Consider the following 18296-nt stretch of genomic DNA (forward strand, 5'->3'; position numbering starts at 1 on the left):
GGCTGCCGAGGCTGAAATGTCGACGCAGATTGGCGGTGGATGTGCGTTGGGTCAAGGAAAATCCCGCTGCTACGGTGGCGGATGGCTTGCATTTGAGGAGTGTGCTAAAAAGGTCCGGCGATTGGGTGCAGCCCATCGATGGCAGGGCCTCTAGCGCACTGACATAACGATAAACTACGACTCACCGAGGCGATGGTAGGGCGAAATGGAACAGCACTCCGAGGGCTTGAAGGTCATGGTGATCGACGATTCGAAAACGATTCGTCGCACCGCCGAAACGCTGCTGAAGAAAGTAGGTTGTGATGTGATCACGGCGGTGGATGGCTTCGATGCGCTCGCCAAGATAGCGGATAGCCGCCCACGCATCATTTTCGTCGATATCATGATGCCTCGGCTTGATGGTTATCAGACTTGCGCGCTGATCAAGAACAACAGTTCGTTCAAGTCCACGCCGGTAATCATGCTGTCTTCCAAAGATGGCCTGTTCGACAAGGCCAAAGGGCGGATTGTGGGGTCGGACCAATACCTCACCAAGCCTTTCAGCAAAGAAGAGTTGCTCGGTGCTATCAAGGCTCACGTGCCTGATTTCGCACCGATAGAGCAAGTATCCTGAAGTTCGGCCCTGTGTGCCGCTGAAGCCTTTCCGTGGAGAAATCATGGCTCGCGTTCTGATTGTTGATGACTCGCCGACCGAGATGTACAAGTTGACGGCCATGCTGGAGAAGCATGGTCATGTCGTTCTGAAGGCCGAAAACGGCGCCGATGGCGTAGCGCTCGCTCGTCAGGAAAAACCCGATGCGGTTCTGATGGACATCGTCATGCCTGGCCTGAATGGCTTTCAGGCTACTCGCCAACTGACCAAAGATGCTGAAACCAGTCACATTCCGGTGATCATTGTGACGACCAAGGATCAGGAAACCGATAAGGTCTGGGGCAAGCGTCAAGGCGCCAAGGATTATCTGACCAAACCGGTAGATGAAGCGACACTGCTGAAGACCCTGAACGCGGTACTCGCCGGTTAGTCGGCGGTTTGCAATTCGAACAAGGGATGTTGCCAGTAATGTCGGATACGCCTACGCCGTTTCAGCGACTCCTAGAGATTGATGCTCGTTGTCGCGCAATGGCCGCCGGACTGCCTTCGCAGCAGGAAGCCATTCAGACCTGGGCTGGTATCGGTTTTCGGATGGGGGGGCGACTGTTCGTTGCTCCGATGGGAGAGGTCGGCGAAATACTCCATGAGCCACGCTATACCTTGCTGCCCGGTGTGAAAACCTGGGTCAAGGGTGTGGCGAACGTGCGCGGCAGGCTATTGCCGATCATGGATCTGTGCGGTTATTTCGGCCTGGAATTGTCGGCGCTGCGCAAACAGCGGCGCGTGCTGGTGGTCGATCACCGGGAAGTGTTTGCGGGACTGACGGTCGATGAAGTGTTCGGCATGCAATATTTCCCGGTAGATGCCTTCTCCGAGCAATTGCCCCCGGTCGAGGCGTCGATTCAGCCCTTCATTCATGGTGTCTTTCAGCGTGAGCAGCCCTGGCTGGTCTTCAGTCCGCACGCGCTTGCCGCGCACCAGACATTTCTGGACGTGGCGTATTGATTTAGGTGGGGTCGGCTGATGCCGGCCTTTTGGTTCTTGGAAGGAAACGTACGGGTGGTCCAGGCGGGGGCCGGAAAAAATGAAAAAAATGAACGCAAAAGCATTGCTGGCAGGGGTGCGTAGCAATACGTTGATCGCCGGGCTGTTTATCCTTCTGATCGTATCGATGGTGCTGTTGTTCGTGAACTTCGCGTACATCAATACCCAGGCCGACTATGACAACGAATACATAGGACACGCAGGTGAGCTGCGAGTTCTGTCTCAGCGCATCGCGAAGAACGCGGTGGAAGCGGCCGCCGGTACGCCGGAAGCGTTCGCCTCGCTGAAAGACGCACGAAACGACTTCAGCCAGCGCTGGGGTTATCTGTCCGAAGGTGACGACCGTATCGGCCTACCCGCCGTTCCGCAGTCGCTCCAGGCAGAAGTGGCCACGGTACAGCAGGACTGGGATACGTTGCGGCAGAACACCGACGCGATCCTCGCCAGCGAACAAACCGTGCTGTCGCTGCATCAGGTCGCCGCGACCCTCGCCGAAACCATCCCGCAGCTGCAGGTTGAGTACGAAGAGGTCGTCGACATTCTTCTCGAGAGTGGTGCGCCGGCGGCTCAGGTTTCGGTTGCTCAGCGCCAGTCGCTGCTTGCGGAACGTATTCTGGGCTCGGTGAACAAGGTGCTGTCCGGCGACCAGGACTCGGTTCAGGCCGCCGACATGTTCGGTCGTGATGCCAGCCTGTTCGGTCGTGTACTCACGGCGATGCTCGAAGGCAATGAAGCCATGGGCATCACCCGCGTCAACGATGTCGAAGCGCTGGATCGCCTGGCCGCGATTTCCGAGCTGTTTCAGTTCGTTTCCGGCTCGGTGGACGAGATCCTCGAAACCTCACCTGAACTGTTCCAGGTACGCGAATCGTCGAACAGCATTTTCGAGGTTTCGCAGACGCTGCTTGAAAAGACTTCCGTGCTGACTCAGGGCCTACAAGAGCGTGCTGACGCCCGTTACGTCAATACGCTCGCCGGTTATGTTCTCGGTGCGCTGGCCCTTGCGTCGATTCTGCTGATCGGTCTGGTCATGGTGCAGGAAACGCGCCGTCGTCTGACTGAGACAGCGGAAAAGAACGAGCGTAACCAGACCGCGATTCTGCGTCTGCTCGACGAAATCGGCGACTTGGCTGACGGTGACCTTACGGTGGCCGCTACGGTTACCGAAGACTTTACCGGCGCCATCGCCGACTCGATCAACTACTCCATTGACCAGCTGCGTGATCTGGTCGAGACAATCAACCAGACAGCCGTTCAGGTGTCGGGTGCGGCGCAGGAGACCCAGGCGACCGCGATGCACCTGGCCGAGGCGTCCGAGCATCAGGCCCAGGAAATCGCCGGGGCCTCGGCGGCCATCAACGAAATGGCCGTCTCGATTGACCAGGTCTCGGCTAACGCCGCCGAGTCGTCCGCGGTAGCGGAGCGCTCGGTAGCTATTGCCAACAAGGGTAACGAGGTCGTTCACAACACCATCACCGGCATGGATAACATCCGTGAGCAGATTCAGGACACCTCCAAGCGGATCAAACGTCTCGGTGAGTCCTCCCAGGAGATCGGTGACATCGTAAGTCTGATCAACGACATTGCCGACCAGACCAACATCCTCGCACTTAACGCCGCCATCCAGGCGTCCATGGCCGGCGACGCGGGTCGAGGCTTCGCGGTGGTTGCGGACGAAGTACAGCGTCTTGCTGAGCGTTCATCCGCTGCAACCAAGCAGATCGAAGCGCTGGTCAAGACCATTCAGACCGACACCAACGAAGCCGTTATCTCCATGGAGCAGACGACCTCCGAAGTGGTACGAGGCGCTCGCCTGGCACAGGACGCCGGTGTCGCGCTGGAGGAGATCGAGAAGGTATCCAGGAGCCTCGCGGCACTCATCCAGAATATTTCCAATGCCGCTCGCCAGCAGGCGTCTTCGGCCGGTCATATTTCCAACACCATGAACGTCATCCAGGAAATCACCTCGCAAACCTCGTCGGGCACCACCGCGACCGCGAAGAGCATTGGTAATCTCGCAAAGATGGCCAACGAAATGCGGCATTCGGTTTCCGGCTTTACCTTGCCGGAAACACAGGAACAGGCCTGATTGAGAACACGGCAGCCGGATGACGGCTGTCGTGAACGTTCATGAGTGAGGGGCAGGGCATGCAGCCAAGCGTTGACTGGTCACTGAGACCCTTGGCCGATATGTCGTCAGCGGAGTTCCATGATTGGCAGGCGTTGCTCGAAGAACGCTCCGGCATGGTGGTCACGGAGCAACGACGAGCATTCCTGCAAGCGAACCTGAGCAGCCGTATGCGCGAAGTCGGTGTGGCTGATTACGCCAGCTACTATCGTCAGGTTACCGATGGCCCACGGGGTGCGGTGGAGTGGTCGTCCCTGATGGACCGCCTGACGGTGCAGGAAACCCGCTTCTTTCGCCACCCGCCTTCGTTTGCGCTGCTTTCGCGCTACATGCAGCAACGCTGTGACGTGCGCAACGATGCGCAGCCCTGGTCGTTATGGAGCGTAGGTTGTGCAAGCGGTGAGGAAACTTACTCGTTGGCGATCTGTGCTGCCGAGGCGCTGACACGCAGCGGTGACGAGGCGCAATACGGCGTGATCGGCACCGATATCAGCCTCAGCGCCTTGGCACGGTCGCGGGATGGCTTCTACAGTCATCGTCGACTCGAGCACCTGGCCTCAGACCTGCGCGAACGGTATTTCCAGTTGCTACCGGATGATCGTTTTCAAGTGTTACCCGGCTTGGCGGCACGTGTGTGCTTCGCCAGGCTTAACGTGCTGGAGCTGGCCGGCGCGCCCATGTCCAATATGGACGTCATCTTTTGTCAGAACCTGTTGATTTACTTCCGTCGCTGGCGCCGCCGCGAAATCCTCAATCGTCTGGCCGAGCGCCTGGCGCCGGGAGGGTTGCTGGTCATCGGTGCGGGAGAGGTAGTCGGCTGGCAGCACCCGGAGCTGGTGCCGGTGGCTGATAGTCAGGTTTTGGCTTTTACCCGGAAATGTTTATGAGCGGAGTCGCTATGGGTGATCGGCACGATTATGTCGCCCTGGAGTGGGTGAAGGGCGAAATTGCCGAAACGCTGAAGCAGGCGCGGCAGGCCTTGGAAGCGTTCGTCGAAAACCCACAGGACTCGACACGGATGCGCTTCTGCCTGACCTATGTGCATCAGGTGCACGGCACCTTGCAAATGGTCGAGTTCTACGGTGCTGCGCTGCTTGCCGAAGAAATGGAGCAGCTTGCCAGTGCCTTGCTGGATGAGCGCGTCGCCAGCCAGACCGAAGCGCTAGAAGTGCTGATGCAGGCCATTCTGCAGATGCCGGTGTACCTCGACCGTATTCAGAGCGCCCGTCGTGACCTGCCGATGGTCGTGCTTCCGTTGCTCAACGACCTGCGTGCCGCGCGCGGCGAGAAGCTGTTGTCGGAGACCAGCCTGTTCTCGCCCAATATGACTGTCCGAGCACCGGCGCTTGCGGATGAGTTTCTGGCCCAGCGGCAAACCGCCGATCTACCAGGACTGCTTCGTAAGCTGCGGCAGATGCTGCAAGTCGCATTGGTCGGGGTTATCCGTAACCAGGACCTGCCTACCAATCTGGGATATATGGCGCGGGTGTTCGCGCGCCTGGAAATGCTCTGCAAGGATGCCCCGCTGGGCGCGTTGTGGCGGGTCGCATCGGGTGTGGTCGAGGGGATGGCCAGTGGCGCGGTCGTCAACGGCACCACGGTCCGAAACCTGCTGCGCCAAGTCGACAAGGAACTCAAGCGGCTTGTCGCGCAAGGCGCCGATGGTATCAACCAGGCTGCACCTGACGAGCTGACCAAAAATCTACTTTTCTATATAGCCAAGGCGCCAACCCAGTCCCCGCGCATCCAGGCCTTGAAAGCCGAGTACAGCCTGGACGATGCGCTGCCCGACAGCACTGTAGTCGATGAAGAGCGCGCACAGCTGTCAGGCCCGGATCGCGGCGCCATGCGTTCGGTTGTAGCGGCGCTATGCGAAGAATTGGTGCGGGTAAAAGACAGCCTGGATCTGTTCGTGCGCAGCGATCGCATGGGCGTGACCGAGCTTGGCGCGCTACAGCCGCCGCTCAAGCAGATTGCCGACACGCTTGCGGTGTTGGGGTTCGGTCAGCCACGCCGGATCATTCTCGATCAGATCGGGGTGATCGAAAGCTTGATGCAAGGGCAGCAGCAGCCTGACGATGCGGCGCTGATGGATGTCGCGGGGGCGCTGCTGTACGTCGAGGCGACGCTGTCTGGCATGGTCGGTGGCACGCCCGAAGAACGGCGGGAGGAAAGTCATCTTCCGACAACGGATGTCGCGCAGATCCACCAGCTGGTCATCCGCGAAGCGCGCACGGGGCTCGAGCAGGCCAAGGATGCGATCATCGAATTCATCGCGTCCCAGTGGAATCACCAGCACCTGGCTCGCGTGCCGGAACTACTGACCCAGTCACGAGGTGGGCTTGCGATGGTCCCGCTTGCACGGGCCGCTGCTTTGCTGGATGCCTGCAATCGCTATATTCAGGAGCAATTGCTCGAGCCACAGGCGATCCCCGACTGGCAGAGTCTGGATACGCTCGCCGATGCCATCACCAGCGTTGAATATTACCTAGAGCGCCTTAGCGAGGATCGCGGTTCGCAAGGCGATCTCATTCTCGACGTGGCCGAAGAGAGCCTGCAGACGCTGGGCTATCCGCTGCGAGAGCAGTCAATGCCGAATACCCGCGACGAATTCAGTCGTGAAGCGGACCTCGATTTGTCCGATCCGCTGGATGAAATCGAAATACTGTTGCCCGAACCTGCGGTGGATGTGCTGGCAGATGAACCGTCGGGTCAGGGCGATGCCCTGATACATGCATCGATTGATGGGCAACTGTCAGACGTTACCTGGCCGGCCGTCGATTGGAGTGGCGAAGAACGAGCAGCTTCTGCCGAGGATCTAGCCGAGCCCGAAGTCGCCGACCTGCCGGGCGAGACCGCCGAGCTTGCGTCCTCCCCGGAAAACATTCCTGATAGCAACGATCTCTTGGTTGACGAGCAGACTGCCGGCGACTCGCTCGGCTATGGGGTGGAGTGGAGCGAAGCCGAAATGGCAGAGCTCGACATCCCAGAGGTGATCCTGCCTGAGCTGATGGAGCAGCCGACGGCTGTCGAACCGGCGTTGAGCATGGAAGACGTCATGGCTGCGCCGGTCGTCTCGATCAATCCTCCGGCACAGAACGTTCCGCCAAGCTTGCTGCCACCGCCTGAGGATGAGGAGCCGGTCGACGAAGACCTGCTCGAAGTCTTCATTGAGGAAGCAGCCGAAGTGCTCGAAACCATCGACGAGCACCTGCCACGCTGGTGCGTCGATACCACCGACAAGGGCGCGCTCGGTGAAGTGCGGCGAGCCTTCCATACCCTCAAGGGCAGCGGACGCATGGTGCGTGCACTGATCATCGGCGAGCTCGCCTGGTCTGTGGAAAATCTGCTCAATCGCGTTCTCGACCGAAGCATCGACGCCAGTGAGCCCGTGAAGAAACTTGTGGCCGATGTGGTCGCGCTGATGCCGGCCCTGGTCGAAGAATTTGCAGCGAAGGCACAGCGTCAGCGCGACGATGTCGATCGGTTAGCGGCCGACGCCCACGCGCTCGCTAAGGGTCAGCCGATCGACCCTGGTCCGCAGGGTGGCGTAGCGCTCGATGAGTCACCGGCTCCGGAATCTGCAGCTAAAGAAATGCTCGATCCGCAGTTGCTGGAGATCTTTCGTAACGAGGCGGAAGCCCATCTCGGTACGCTGGTCGACTTCCTCGCCGACTGTGCGCAACGCCTGCCTCAGCCGGTCACCGACGCCTTGCAGCGAGCGTTGCATACCCTCAAGGGTAGCGCGCACATGGCCGGAATCTTGCCAGTGGCGGAGATTGCCACTCCACTGGAAAAAATGGTCAAGGAATTCAAGGCCAACCTGATTCCAATGGATCTGGCCGAGGCGGAATTGCTGCACGCTGCGGAGCAGCTGTTGCGTCATGGGCTGGAGAACCTTGAGCGCGACCCGCTGGCGCCCATCGATGGGGCCAGTGAGTTCATCACCCGAGTCCATGCACAGCATCAGGCTCGGCTAGACGCTGCCAGCGAGCGTGGTGACAACGATCAGGGCGAGCCGCGGGATCCGGGCATGATCTCGCTCTTTCTCTCGGAAGGCATGAACATCCTGCTGGATGCCGAAGACCTGTTGCAGCGCTGGCGCGAGCATCCTGCCGAGCGCCAAGAGTTAACTGCGCTGCTCGAAGAGCTGGCGACGCTCGGCCGTGGTGCGCAAATGGCCGACTTGCCGCAGATCGATGCGCTATGTCAGGTGCTGCTGAATCTGTATGCCGTAGTACAGGATGGTCGTCTCGCGATCAGCGGGCGCTTCTTCGATGACGTCGAGCAGGCTCACGAGGCGCTGGTTGGCATGATGGATCAGGTTGCCGCCGGTCTGCAGGTTACCGGGCAGCCTGAACTGGTCGCCCGTCTCGAAGAATTGCTCGCCGAGGCGATCGACCCGCACGCATACGAAATCCCTGCTGATGACATGCAAGTGGAAACCGCTGCCTCGCCTTCCGCTATCGAGAGTGCCGCCGAGCATATTGCCGAAGCCGAAGCCTGGCCTCTCGACACATCCTTGGTTGAGGATGACCTGAATGAGGAAATGGTCGACATCTTCCTCGATGAGGCGGTCGACCTGCTCGAAAGTGCCGGTGGTGCGCTGGAGCGCTGGCTGGGTACCCCCACTAACCAATTGGCACTATCTGCTCTATTGCGAGATCTGCACACCCTCAAGGGTGGCGCGCGGATGGCTGAGATCCGTCCGATCGGCGATTTGGCCCATGAGCTTGAAACCCTCTATGAAGGGCTTTCGGATGGTCGCTACGTGTATGCGGACGATCTTGCCGCGCTGCTGCAGCGCAGTCACGATCATCTGGCGGTGCAGTTGGAACAACTGCAAGCACGCAGGCCGATGGACGCCGCTGCGGAGCTAATCGAGCATATTCGAGCCTATCGTCAAGGCGTTACGCCGACGTTCGAAAGTGGTGCTTTCACGCGCGAAGAACTGGTAGTCACGGGTGAGGATCAGCTGCCGGAACTCCCCGCGGATGGCTTCCTGCTTTCGGCCAGTGAGCCGGCGGATCGGACCGATGCGACGGCCGACATGGATATCGGTCAGGTTGAAACCGAAGCTCCATCGGACGAAGCCTTCGCTTTCGAACCCGAAATTTCGGACGAGGACGCGTTGCAACTCGCGGCCAATGAGCTGGACCCCGAGCAGTTCGAGACTGCCGAGGAACAGGTGCCGACAGAGATGGCGGAGCCCGTCAAGACAGCAGCAGAGAGTTGGGAAGAGCGTGACCCTGAGCTGGCGGAGATCTTCCTGGAGGAAGGCTTCGACATCATCGAACGCGCCGGAGCATCGCTACAGCGCTGGATGGAGGACGTCGACAATACGTACGAAGTCGAAGCGCTACAACGGGATCTGCACACCCTCAAAGGTGGCGCGCGAATGGCGGACATCCGTGAGATCGGTGATCTTGCGCATGAGCTGGAGTATCTATACGAGGGGCTGTGCGCCGGTAGTTACCGGGCAAGTCCGTCCCTGTTCACTGTGCTGCAGAGCTGCCACGACCGGTTGGCCGCGATGCTCGATGCGGTGCGCGCCTATCGCGAACTGCCGAGCGGGTTGGATCTGATCGAAACGATCCGGCGCTTCCGGGCGAACCCGGAAGAGCAATTGAGCATGCCCAGCAGTGTCTCCTTGACCTCGGCTCAGGACGCCGCCGAAGCCGAGATTCTGGATATCTTCGTCGAAGAAGCCGATGAGCTGCTGGAAGAGATGGAGTCCGCCCTGGGACGCTGGGAAGCCACGCGTGATGGCGTAGCGCCCTTGGCCGACATGATGCGCGTTCTACACACGCTGAAGGGTGGCGCGCGGCTGGCGGCTCAAGGTCGCCTGGGTGATATGGCGCACGACCTGGAGCACAGGCTCGGTGAGGCGCAGCTGCAGGGCGAGTCCTGGACGGACAACTTGTTTCTTGATGTACAGGGCGGCTACGACGGGTTGCTCAAGGAAGTCGAATCGATGCGTTCGCGGTTGTCGAGCGAGCCTGACGTCGTTTTCACTGAGCAAATGCCGGAAGGTGTTGAAGAAGATCAGCCGCAGTCCTCGGTTATCGTGCTCGAAACACCGATCGTCGCCGCCAGCGTGCAGGCGCCGACAACCAATGCACCAGCCAAGGTACTGCCGTTCGTCCGCAAGGCCGAACAGGCGGCGCTGGATGCCGCATCACGTCGCGCGCCGCAGGAACTGGTCAAAGTACCGGCCGAGCTTCTCGAAGGGCTAGTCAACCTGGCCGGCGAAACATCCATTTTCCGCGGTCGGGTCGAGCAGCAAGTCAGTGACGTCGGTTTCACGCTGAGCGAAATGGAAGCCACCATCGAGCGGGTTCGCGATCAGCTGCGGCGGTTGGATACCGAAACCCAGGCGCAAATTCTCAGCCGTTATCAGGCCGAGGCAGAGCGCGCGGGCTACGACGATTTCGATCCGCTTGAAATGGACCGCCACTCGCAGCTCCAGCAGCTCTCCCGCGCCTTGTTCGAGTCGGCTTCCGACTTGCTGGATCTAAAGGAAACCCTGGCCGCGCGTAATCGCGATGCTGAAACCTTGCTGCTGCAGCAGGCACGGGTAAATACGGAACTCCAGGAAGGACTCATGCGCACTCGCATGGTGCCCTTCGACCGACTGGTGCCGCGCTTGCGTCGAATCGTTCGGCAGGTCGCCGGTGAACTGGGCAAGCAGGTTGAATTCCACGTCGGCAACGCAACGGGGGAGATGGACCGCAGCGTTCTCGAGCGGATCGTTGCGCCGCTTGAGCACATGCTGCGTAACGCCGTAGATCACGGTATCGAAACCGCGGTTAAGCGCGCGGCCGCAGGCAAGCCCGAACAGGGCAACATCCGTCTGGATCTGACGCGCGAAGGCGGCGACATCGTTCTCTCGCTGAGCGACGATGGCGCGGGTATCAATCTGGAAGCCGTGCGACGCAAGGCGTTGGAGCGGGGCCTGATGGTGCCCGGTAATGATCTGTCGGACCATGAGATCCTGCAGTTCATCCTCGAGGCAGGGTTCTCCACTGCCGAACAGGTAACGCAGATATCCGGCCGCGGTGTCGGCATGGACGTGGTGCACTCGGAAGTCAAACAGCTCGGCGGCTCCATGAGCATCGAGTCGACGCTTGGCAGTGGCACGCGCTTTCTGATCCGCCTGCCATTCACCGTATCGGTCAACCGGGCGCTGATGGTGTATTCCGGCGAAGACCTTTATGCAATCCCGCTGAACACGATCGAGGGTATCGTGCGTGTGTCGCCATACGAGCTGGAGGCCTACTACCAGCCGGGCGCGTCGCGCTTCGAGTACGCAGGTCAGACATACGAGCTGCGTTATCTCGGCGAGCTGCTGAATAACGGACAGCGACCCAAGCTGGTTGGTCAGAGCCTGCCTCTCCCGGTGATTCTGGTGCGCTCGAACGAGCACAGCGTGGCGGTACAGGTCGATAGCCTCGCCGGCTCCCGCGAGATCGTGGTGAAGAGTCTTGGCCCGCAATTCGCCACGGTTCCGGGCATCTCCGGTGCGACCATTCTGGGTGATGGTCGCGTGGTGGTGATTCTCGACTTGCTCGCGACCATCCGTGTGTTGCATGCGCATCTGCTCACGCAGCAACAACCGCTTCGGTTGCTGAGCAATGACGAGCCGGTCGAGACCGAAGTCGATCGACCGACGCTGGTCATGGTCGTCGACGACTCGGTTACCGTGCGCAAGGTCACCAGCCGCTTGCTCGAGCGCAACGGCATGAACGTCATGACTGCCAAGGATGGTGTCGATGCGATCACGCAGCTGCAGGAACGCAAGCCGGACATCATGCTGCTGGACATCGAAATGCCGCGGATGGACGGTTTCGAAGTGGCGACCCTGGTGCGTCACGATGAGCAGCTGAAGGATCTGCCGATCATCATGATTACCTCGCGAACCGGTGAAAAGCACAGGGATCGAGCAATGGGCATCGGTGTAAACGAGTATCTGGGCAAGCCGTATCAGGAATCCCTGCTACTCGAGGCCATCCAGCAACTGGTCACGCGTCATGAGTGACGTTACCGCGGCACGCATCGGCGTGATCGCCGATACTTCGTTGCAGCGCCATGTGCTGCAGCAAGCCTTGAGTGCCAACGGATACCAAGTGGTGCTGAACAGCGATCCAGCACGGCTGGAAGATGCGGACCTGACAGCGGTGGAAGCCGATTTGTGGCTGGTCGATCTGGCGCAGACGGAAGATTCGCCGCTGGTCAACGCCCTGCTCGAGCGGGACAGTTGTCCAGTACTGTTCGGCGAAGGCCATGCGCCAGAGCGTCATTCCGAGCACTATCCGCGTTGGGAGCGGCGCTTGTTCGGCAAGCTGAAGCGACTTGTCGGTGATCCGTCGAGGGTCGTCGGCCCTCGTCTTGAAGGGCTGCGTGGGGATGCGGAGCGTCCCGCTTGCCTGGAATTACCCGCGGCCTTGGCAAATGCCAATCCGGTAGCGGGCCAACCGGCCCAAGAGGTCTGGTTGCTGGCGGCTTCGTTAGGTGGACCTGAGGCGGTAAAGGCCTTTCTCGATGCGCTACCGGCAGGCTTGCCCGTTGGTTTCGTCTACGCCCAGCACATCGAGGCCAGTTTCGAGTCGGCACTGTCGCAAGTAGTCGGACGGCACAGCCAATGGAGCGTCAACCAGAGCCGGCAGCGCGACTCGATTCGCTGCGGCGAAGTCGTGGTAGCGCCCATCGGTCAGGAAATGGGTTTCGACAGGGATAGCGCCATGCTGCTCAGTGGCCGTAGCTGGCCCGAGCCCTACAGCCCTTCCATCGATCAGATGATGCTCAATCTGGCGCAGCAGTTCGGCAGCCGTTGCGGCGTGATCGCCTTTAGCGGCATGGGCAGCGATGGCAACGCCGCGGCGGCTTATGTACTACGTCAGGGTGGCCGTGTCTGGACCCAGCGTGCCGATTCCTGCGTTTGCTCCAGCATGCCGGACAGCCTTCGCGAAGGCGGCTACAGCTCGTTCAGCGGCGACCCACGCGAACTGGCCCAAGCGCTGGTCAATCATTTTTTGCAGCAGGCTCGCCCGCCCGTTGCGGCTTTGCAAATGGATAACTTATGAGTCAATCCGCTATCGCTCAGGATACGCCCGCCAGCATCACCGGTCTTTTGGTGCCACTGGCCGACCGGACGCTACTGTTACCTAACGTCGCCGTTGCCGAGCTGATCCCTTATCGCGCGCCGCAGCCAGCCCAGGACGCCCCGGCCTGGTTTCTCGGACAGGTGTCGTGGCGAGATTTGACTCTGCCGCTACTATCGTTCGAGGCGGCGTCCGATGGCCAACCGGAAACGGGATCGCGGGCTCGGGTGGCGGTACTCAACGCTGTGGGCGGACGTGATCATGTGAGATTCATTGCGTTGCTGGTGCAGGGCATCCCTCGCTCGGTCAAGGTTGACCCGAGCCTGGCGCGTTCGGACATCGTGCCGGCTCCGCTGGAGCTGGACGTGGTGAACCTCGGCGACGTACAGGCGAGAATTCCGGACCTGGTCGCGCTGGAGCAGAAGCTGGCTGATGCGGGGTTGGTCTGACGCTATAAAAGCAGCGGTGAGCTTCAAGCCATGAGCTTCAAGTAGATGGCGCTGAACAGCTTGCAGCTGCAGCTTAAAAATCCCCCCACAACTGCTGCGCTACGCTCAGGGCGACGACAGGTGCGGTTTCGGTGCGCAGCACGCGAGGGCCGAGGCGGGCAGGATGGAACCCGGCGGCGCGCGCCTGCTCGACTTCCGTATCGCTCAGTCCACCTTCAGGGCCGATCAGAAATGCCAGAGAGCCTGGTTGTTCATGGCGTGCCAGTGGTTCGGCGACAGGATGCAGGACCAGCTTCAGCTCGGCCTCCACGGCGAGCCATTGCGCAAGTGGCGCGGGTGGATGGATCACTGGAATGACCGAGCGCCCACACTGCTCGCAAGCGCTGATGGCGACTTGGTGCCAATGAGCCAGGCGCTTGTCGGCCCGCTCATCCTTCAGCCGCACTTCGCAGCGCTCGCTGACAATAGGGGTGATTTCCGCAACGCCCAGCTCAATGGCCTTCTGGATCGCCCAGTCCATCCGCTCTCCACGCGACAGGCCTTGACCAAGGTGAATTCGCAGTCGCGATTCGGGCAGACCGACGAGTTGTTCATGCAGCTCTACCCGCACCTGCTTCTTGCCAACCTCGACTAGTTCGCCTTGATACTCCCGGCCGCTGCCGTCGAATAATTGCACGGCCGCGCCCGGCGAGAGGCGCAGCACTCGACCGATGTAATGGGCCTGGGCCTCGGGCAGTTCGTGCTGGCCGAGGGAGAGCGAGGTGTCGACGAAGAAGCGGGATAGGCGCATGAGAGCAGCTGCGAGCGACAAGTTGGGAGCGGCAAGTTTAAAGCATCTACCGTCCTGCTAGCAGTGCTTGGCTTGCCACCCGGGCGTCAGCCCGGATCGTGAAAGTTCGCAGGAGCGCCGGGCGCCACGGCTACGGTGACCGAGGCCCGGGTGGCTATGTCGATGCCCTCGGTGGCGACTTCGGCGAGAAAGTCGATCTGCTCTTCGGTGATGGTGTAGGGCGGCAGGAAGTACACGACGCTACCGAGTGGGCGCAGCAGGGCGCCGCGCTGCAGCGCATGCTGGTAGACCTTGAGGCCGCGCCGTTCCTGCCACGGATAGGGCGTCTTGCTGGCTTTGTCGGCGACCATCTCGATAGCGACGGCCATACCGGTCTGTCTGACTTCAGCAACCTGCGGGTGATCGGCCAGGTGCGCGGTGGCCGTTGCCATGCGCGCCGCCAGCGTTTTGTTCGCTTCGATCACCCGGTCCTGCTCAAATATATCCAGCGTCGCCAGCGCCGCGGCGCAAGCCAGTGGGTTGCCGGTGTAGGTATGCGAATGGAGGAAGGCGCGCAACGTCGAGTAATCGTCGTAGAACGCCTGATATAACTTGTCGGTGGTCAGCACGGCGGCCATCGGCAGGTAGCCGCCAGTGAGCGCCTTGGACAGGCACAAGAAGTCGGGCGTGATGCCGGCCTGTTCGCAGGCGAACATGGTTCCGGTGCGTCCGAAGCCGACGGCGATCTCATCGTGGATCAGGTGCACATCGTAGCGATCGCAGGCTTCGCGCAGCAGCTGCAGATAGACCGGATGGTACATGCGCATGCCGCCCGCGCCCTGGATCAGCGGCTCGACGATCACCGCCGCGATTTCACGGTGATGATCGGCCAGGGTCTGCTCCATGTGCGCGAACATATTGCGCGAATGTTCTTCCCAGTGCATGCCATCGGGACGCAGATAGCAGTCGGGGCTCGGCACCTTGAAGGTGTCCAGCAGCAGCGGTTTGTAAGTGTCGGTGAACAGCGCGACGTCGCCCACGGACATCGCCGCGACGGTTTCGCCGTGGTAACTGTTGGTCAGGGTGACGAAGCGCTGTTTGTTCGGCTGCCCACTGTTGCGCCAGTAGTGAAAGCTCATCTTGAGCGCAACCTCGATACCGGTCGAGCCGTTGTCGGTGTAGAACACTCGATCGAGACCTGGCGGCGTAATCTGTACCAGGCGCTCGGACAGTTCGACCACCGGTTGATGGCTGAACCCGGCGAGCATCACGTGCTCCAACTGGTCGAGCTGATCCTTGATGCGCTGATTGATGCGCTGGTTGGCGTGGCCGAACACGTTGACCCACCAGGAGCTGACCGCGTCGAGGTAGCGCTTGCCGTCGAAATCTTCCAGCCAGACGCCATCGCCGCGCCGGATCGGAATCAGGGGCAGCTGTTCGTGATCCTTCATCTGGGTGCAGGGGTGCCAGAGAACGGCAAGGTCGCGCTGCATCCAGCTGTCGTTCAGGCTCATCATCGTTCCTCGTACAGGTGAGACGGCGCAGCCTAGCAGAAGTAATGCCGGCTTTAGGGAGTCGGACGGAAACATCAACCTGTTCGATATTTTGCAACGAAAAAATACGCTCTACTTCGATCGGTTACTCGTTAGGCTTGCCTCACCTCAATTCCGGAGACCCGTCGATGCAATGGCGAAACTCATCCACCAACTATGGCCTCGTCAGCATCCTGCTGCATTGGCTGGTTGCGATTGCCATGGTTGGCTTGTTCGCGTTGGGTTACTGGATGGTCGGGCTGACCTATTACAGCAGCTGGTACCGCACGGCTCCGGATATTCACAAAAGTGTCGGACTATTGCTGCTTGCTCTGATGGTGGTTCGGGTCGCCTGGCGATTCGTCAGCGACGGTCCCGCTCCGTTGCAGAGCCACGGTCGTATGACACGTCTTGCGACGAAGGTGGGACATGGCGTCCTCTATATCGGTTTGTTCGCCCTGATGATCTCCGGTTACCTGATTTCCACTGCCGATGGGCGACCAATCGGGGTGTTCGGTTGGTTCGAGGTGCCCGCGCTGATCACTTCGATTCCGAAACAGGAGGATATCGCCGGCCTGGTTCATGAATATCTGGCCTGGGGCCTGCTGATCTTTGCCGGTCTGCATGCCCTGGCGGCACTCAAGCACCACTTCATCGATCGCGATCCGACTCTGAAACGGATGTTCGGCCGCGCCGATGACTAATCTCACTCAAAGGAAAATTCCTATGCTCAAGAAAACCTTTGCTGCACTTACCCTGGGTTCGATGCTTTTCGCCGGACAGGCGATGGCCGCCGACTATGTGATCGATAAGGAAGGCCAGCATGCCTTCGTCAATTTCAAAATCAGCCACCTTGGCTACAGCTGGCTGTGGGGCACCTTCAAGGATTTCGAGGGCAGCTTCAGCTTCGATGCCGCGCAGCCGGAAGCCAGCAAGGTCGAGGTGACTCTGCAGACCGACAGTGTCGACTCGAACCATGCCGAGCGTGACAAGCACCTGCGCAGCGAGGACTTCCTCAATGTCTCCGAGCACCCGACCGCGACCTTCGAGTCCACTTCGGTGAAGCCGACTGGCGAAGGTACTGCCGATATCACGGGCGACCTGACTCTTAATGGCGTGACCAAGCCGGTCGTGATCTCTGCCAAGTTCATTGGTGAAGGTAAGGATCCATGGGGCGGCTATCGCGCCGGTTTCGAAGGCACCACGACCTTGAAACTGAAAGATTTCGACATCAAGATGGACTTGGGTCCGGCATCGCAGACCGTGGATCTGATCATCTCGGTCGAAGGTGTTCGTCAGTAATAGAACACGTGTAAAACCACGCCGGCGCAAGCCGGCGTTTTGCTTTTCGGCCAGCGGGCGGGGCGGCTGGAAGCAGGTTGCAGTTGGCTTGTATGGGCTGCTGTAGCCGGGTTAAAGCACTATCGGCTATTTACAAACAGTCGTGCATGTAAGTATATTCGCCGCATTCTGCCATCATTATCTGGCCCAGGGGCGTCCGCTTTCCTGGTTTGCCTGTTCAACGAGGTTCCCAATGTCCATCAAGTCGGCCAGCGCTGCATTGATCTCTCTTTTCGCCGTGGCAACACTGCTCGTAGGCTGCCAGGACGAACAGGCAGCGGTACCTGCCGCGCAGGAGACGCCTCAAGTCGGAGTGGTGACGCTTGAGGCCGAGTCTTTTGCGCTGACTACCGAGCTGCCCGGTCGGGCTCAACCCTATCGCATCGCTGAAGTCCGGCCTCAGGTAGATGGGATCATTCAGAAGCGCTTGTTCACCGAGGGCCGTGACGTCAAGGCCGGACAGCAGCTCTACCAGATCGATGATTCGGTTTATCAGGCTGCATACAAGAGCGCCCAGGCCAGCCTGGCCTCTGCCAAGTCGCTATCCGATCGCTACGCGTTGCTGGTCGAAGAGCAAGCGGTGAGCAAGCAGGCTTACGACGAGGCGCGGGCGACCAGCCTGCAAGCCGAAGCCAATCTGGAGCAGGCACGCATCAATCTGCGCTATACCAAGGTGCTGGCGCCGATTTCGGGACGCATAGGCCGCTCGGCTGTAACTGAGGGTGCGCTGGTGAATAATGGCCAGGCTCAGGAGATGGCGATCATCCAGCAACTGGATCCAATCTATGTCGATGTGACCCAGCCGGCCCGGGAACTGCTCAATCTGCGTCGCGATCTTGCGGAAGGCCGCTTGGAAAAAGCCGGTGAGAACGCCGCCAAGGTGACGCTGACTCTGGAAGACGGCACCGAGTACAGCCACGAAGGCACGCTCGAATTTTCTGAAGTATCCGTGGATGCCGGCACCGGTTCCGTGGTGCTTCGCGCCGTGTTCCCAAACCCCGACAAAGTGCTGCTGCCCGGCATGTTCGTTCATGCGCAACTGGTCGCCGGGGTGAAAAGCGAAGCCATCCTGGCGCCGCAGCAGGGCATTACCCGTACGCCTAATGGCAATGCGACGGCACTAGTCGTCAACGCGGAGAACAAGGTCGAGCTCCGCCAGGTCGTGGCTTCTCGTACCGTTGGTAATCGCTGGCTGATCAATGAAGGGTTGAATGCCGGAGATCGCCTGATCACCGAGGGGCTGCAGTTCATTCAGCCTGGTATCGAAGTCAAGGCCGTGCCGGCTTCAAACGTTGCGTCTGCCCAGCCACAAGCCCAGTAAGGCTGAGCCAAGGATTATC

General features: G+C 60.2%; 13 protein-coding genes. 11 read left to right on the plus strand and 2 right to left on the minus strand.

Annotated features, from left to right (window positions below; translation table 11 throughout):
• Positions 1-205: 205 nt before the first annotated feature.
• The 8 genes from pilG to E0D86_RS08285 all read left to right on the plus strand — a co-directional run bounded on the left by pilG (position 206) and on the right by E0D86_RS08285 (position 13314).
• Positions 206-613 carry a twitching motility response regulator PilG gene (pilG, locus tag E0D86_RS08250; RefSeq protein ID WP_131649528.1) on the plus strand — a complete coding sequence of 136 codons (408 nt, stop codon included), beginning with the start codon at positions 206-208 and terminating at the stop codon, positions 611-613.
• 43 nt (positions 614-656) lie between these two features.
• Positions 657-1022 carry a twitching motility response regulator PilH gene (gene pilH / locus E0D86_RS08255; RefSeq protein WP_021206021.1) on the plus strand — a complete coding sequence of 122 codons (366 nt, stop codon included), beginning with the start codon at positions 657-659 and terminating at the stop codon, positions 1020-1022.
• Positions 1023-1060: 38 nt separating this feature from the next.
• On the plus strand, positions 1061-1597 hold the full coding sequence (locus E0D86_RS08260; RefSeq protein WP_131649529.1) for a chemotaxis protein CheW: 537 nt from the start codon (positions 1061-1063) through the stop codon (positions 1595-1597).
• A gap of 79 nt (positions 1598-1676) precedes the next feature.
• Positions 1677-3725, plus strand: coding sequence for a methyl-accepting chemotaxis protein (locus E0D86_RS08265; RefSeq protein WP_131649530.1), 2049 nt, complete (start codon positions 1677-1679; stop codon positions 3723-3725).
• A gap of 59 nt (positions 3726-3784) precedes the next feature.
• Complete coding sequence (locus E0D86_RS08270) at positions 3785-4651, plus strand: CheR family methyltransferase (RefSeq protein ID WP_131649531.1); 867 nt, start codon at positions 3785-3787, stop codon at positions 4649-4651.
• An 11-nt stretch (positions 4652-4662) separates the two neighbouring features.
• On the plus strand, positions 4663-11802 hold the full coding sequence (locus E0D86_RS08275; protein WP_131650025.1) for an Hpt domain-containing protein: 7140 nt from the start codon (positions 4663-4665) through the stop codon (positions 11800-11802).
• Positions 11795-12847 (plus strand): chemotaxis protein CheB, encoded by a 1053-nt coding sequence (locus E0D86_RS08280; protein WP_131649532.1) that lies wholly within the window; start codon positions 11795-11797, stop codon positions 12845-12847. Before E0D86_RS08275 ends, E0D86_RS08280 begins: the two co-directional genes overlap by 8 nt.
• A complete protein-coding gene (locus E0D86_RS08285) occupies positions 12844-13314 on the plus strand; it encodes a chemotaxis protein CheW (protein WP_131649533.1) in 471 nt (156 codons plus the stop codon). The genes E0D86_RS08280 and E0D86_RS08285 overlap by 4 nt, the downstream gene beginning before the upstream one ends.
• Before the next feature lie 73 nt (positions 13315-13387).
• Here the strand turns inward: E0D86_RS08285 and E0D86_RS08290 are convergent, their stop codons facing one another.
• Positions 13388-14104 (minus strand): 16S rRNA (uracil(1498)-N(3))-methyltransferase, encoded by a 717-nt coding sequence (locus E0D86_RS08290; protein ID WP_131649534.1) that lies wholly within the window; start codon positions 14102-14104, stop codon positions 13388-13390.
• An 86-nt stretch (positions 14105-14190) separates the two neighbouring features.
• Positions 14191-15597 carry an adenosylmethionine--8-amino-7-oxononanoate transaminase gene (locus E0D86_RS08295; protein WP_131649535.1) on the minus strand — a complete coding sequence of 469 codons (1407 nt, stop codon included), beginning with the start codon at positions 15595-15597 and terminating at the stop codon, positions 14191-14193.
• 167 nt (positions 15598-15764) lie between these two features.
• On the opposite strand from E0D86_RS08295, the gene E0D86_RS08300 reads away from it, so the two are divergent.
• The 3 genes from E0D86_RS08300 (at position 15765) to E0D86_RS08310 (ending at position 18277) form a co-directional block, all read left to right on the plus strand.
• Positions 15765-16319 carry a cytochrome b gene (locus tag E0D86_RS08300; RefSeq protein WP_131649536.1) on the plus strand — a complete coding sequence of 185 codons (555 nt, stop codon included), beginning with the start codon at positions 15765-15767 and terminating at the stop codon, positions 16317-16319.
• 22 nt (positions 16320-16341) lie between these two features.
• Positions 16342-16917 carry a YceI family protein gene (locus tag E0D86_RS08305; RefSeq protein ID WP_131649537.1) on the plus strand — a complete coding sequence of 192 codons (576 nt, stop codon included), beginning with the start codon at positions 16342-16344 and terminating at the stop codon, positions 16915-16917.
• A 232-nt stretch (positions 16918-17149) separates the two neighbouring features.
• The gene (locus E0D86_RS08310) at positions 17150-18277 is read left to right on the plus strand and encodes an efflux RND transporter periplasmic adaptor subunit (protein ID WP_131649538.1); all 1128 of its coding nucleotides are present in this window, start codon (positions 17150-17152) and stop codon (positions 18275-18277) included.
• Positions 18278-18296 lie beyond the last annotated feature (19 nt).

Source organism: Pseudomonas sp. IC_126, from assembly GCF_004331835.1.
Classification (GTDB): Bacteria; Pseudomonadota; Gammaproteobacteria; order Pseudomonadales; family Pseudomonadaceae; genus Stutzerimonas.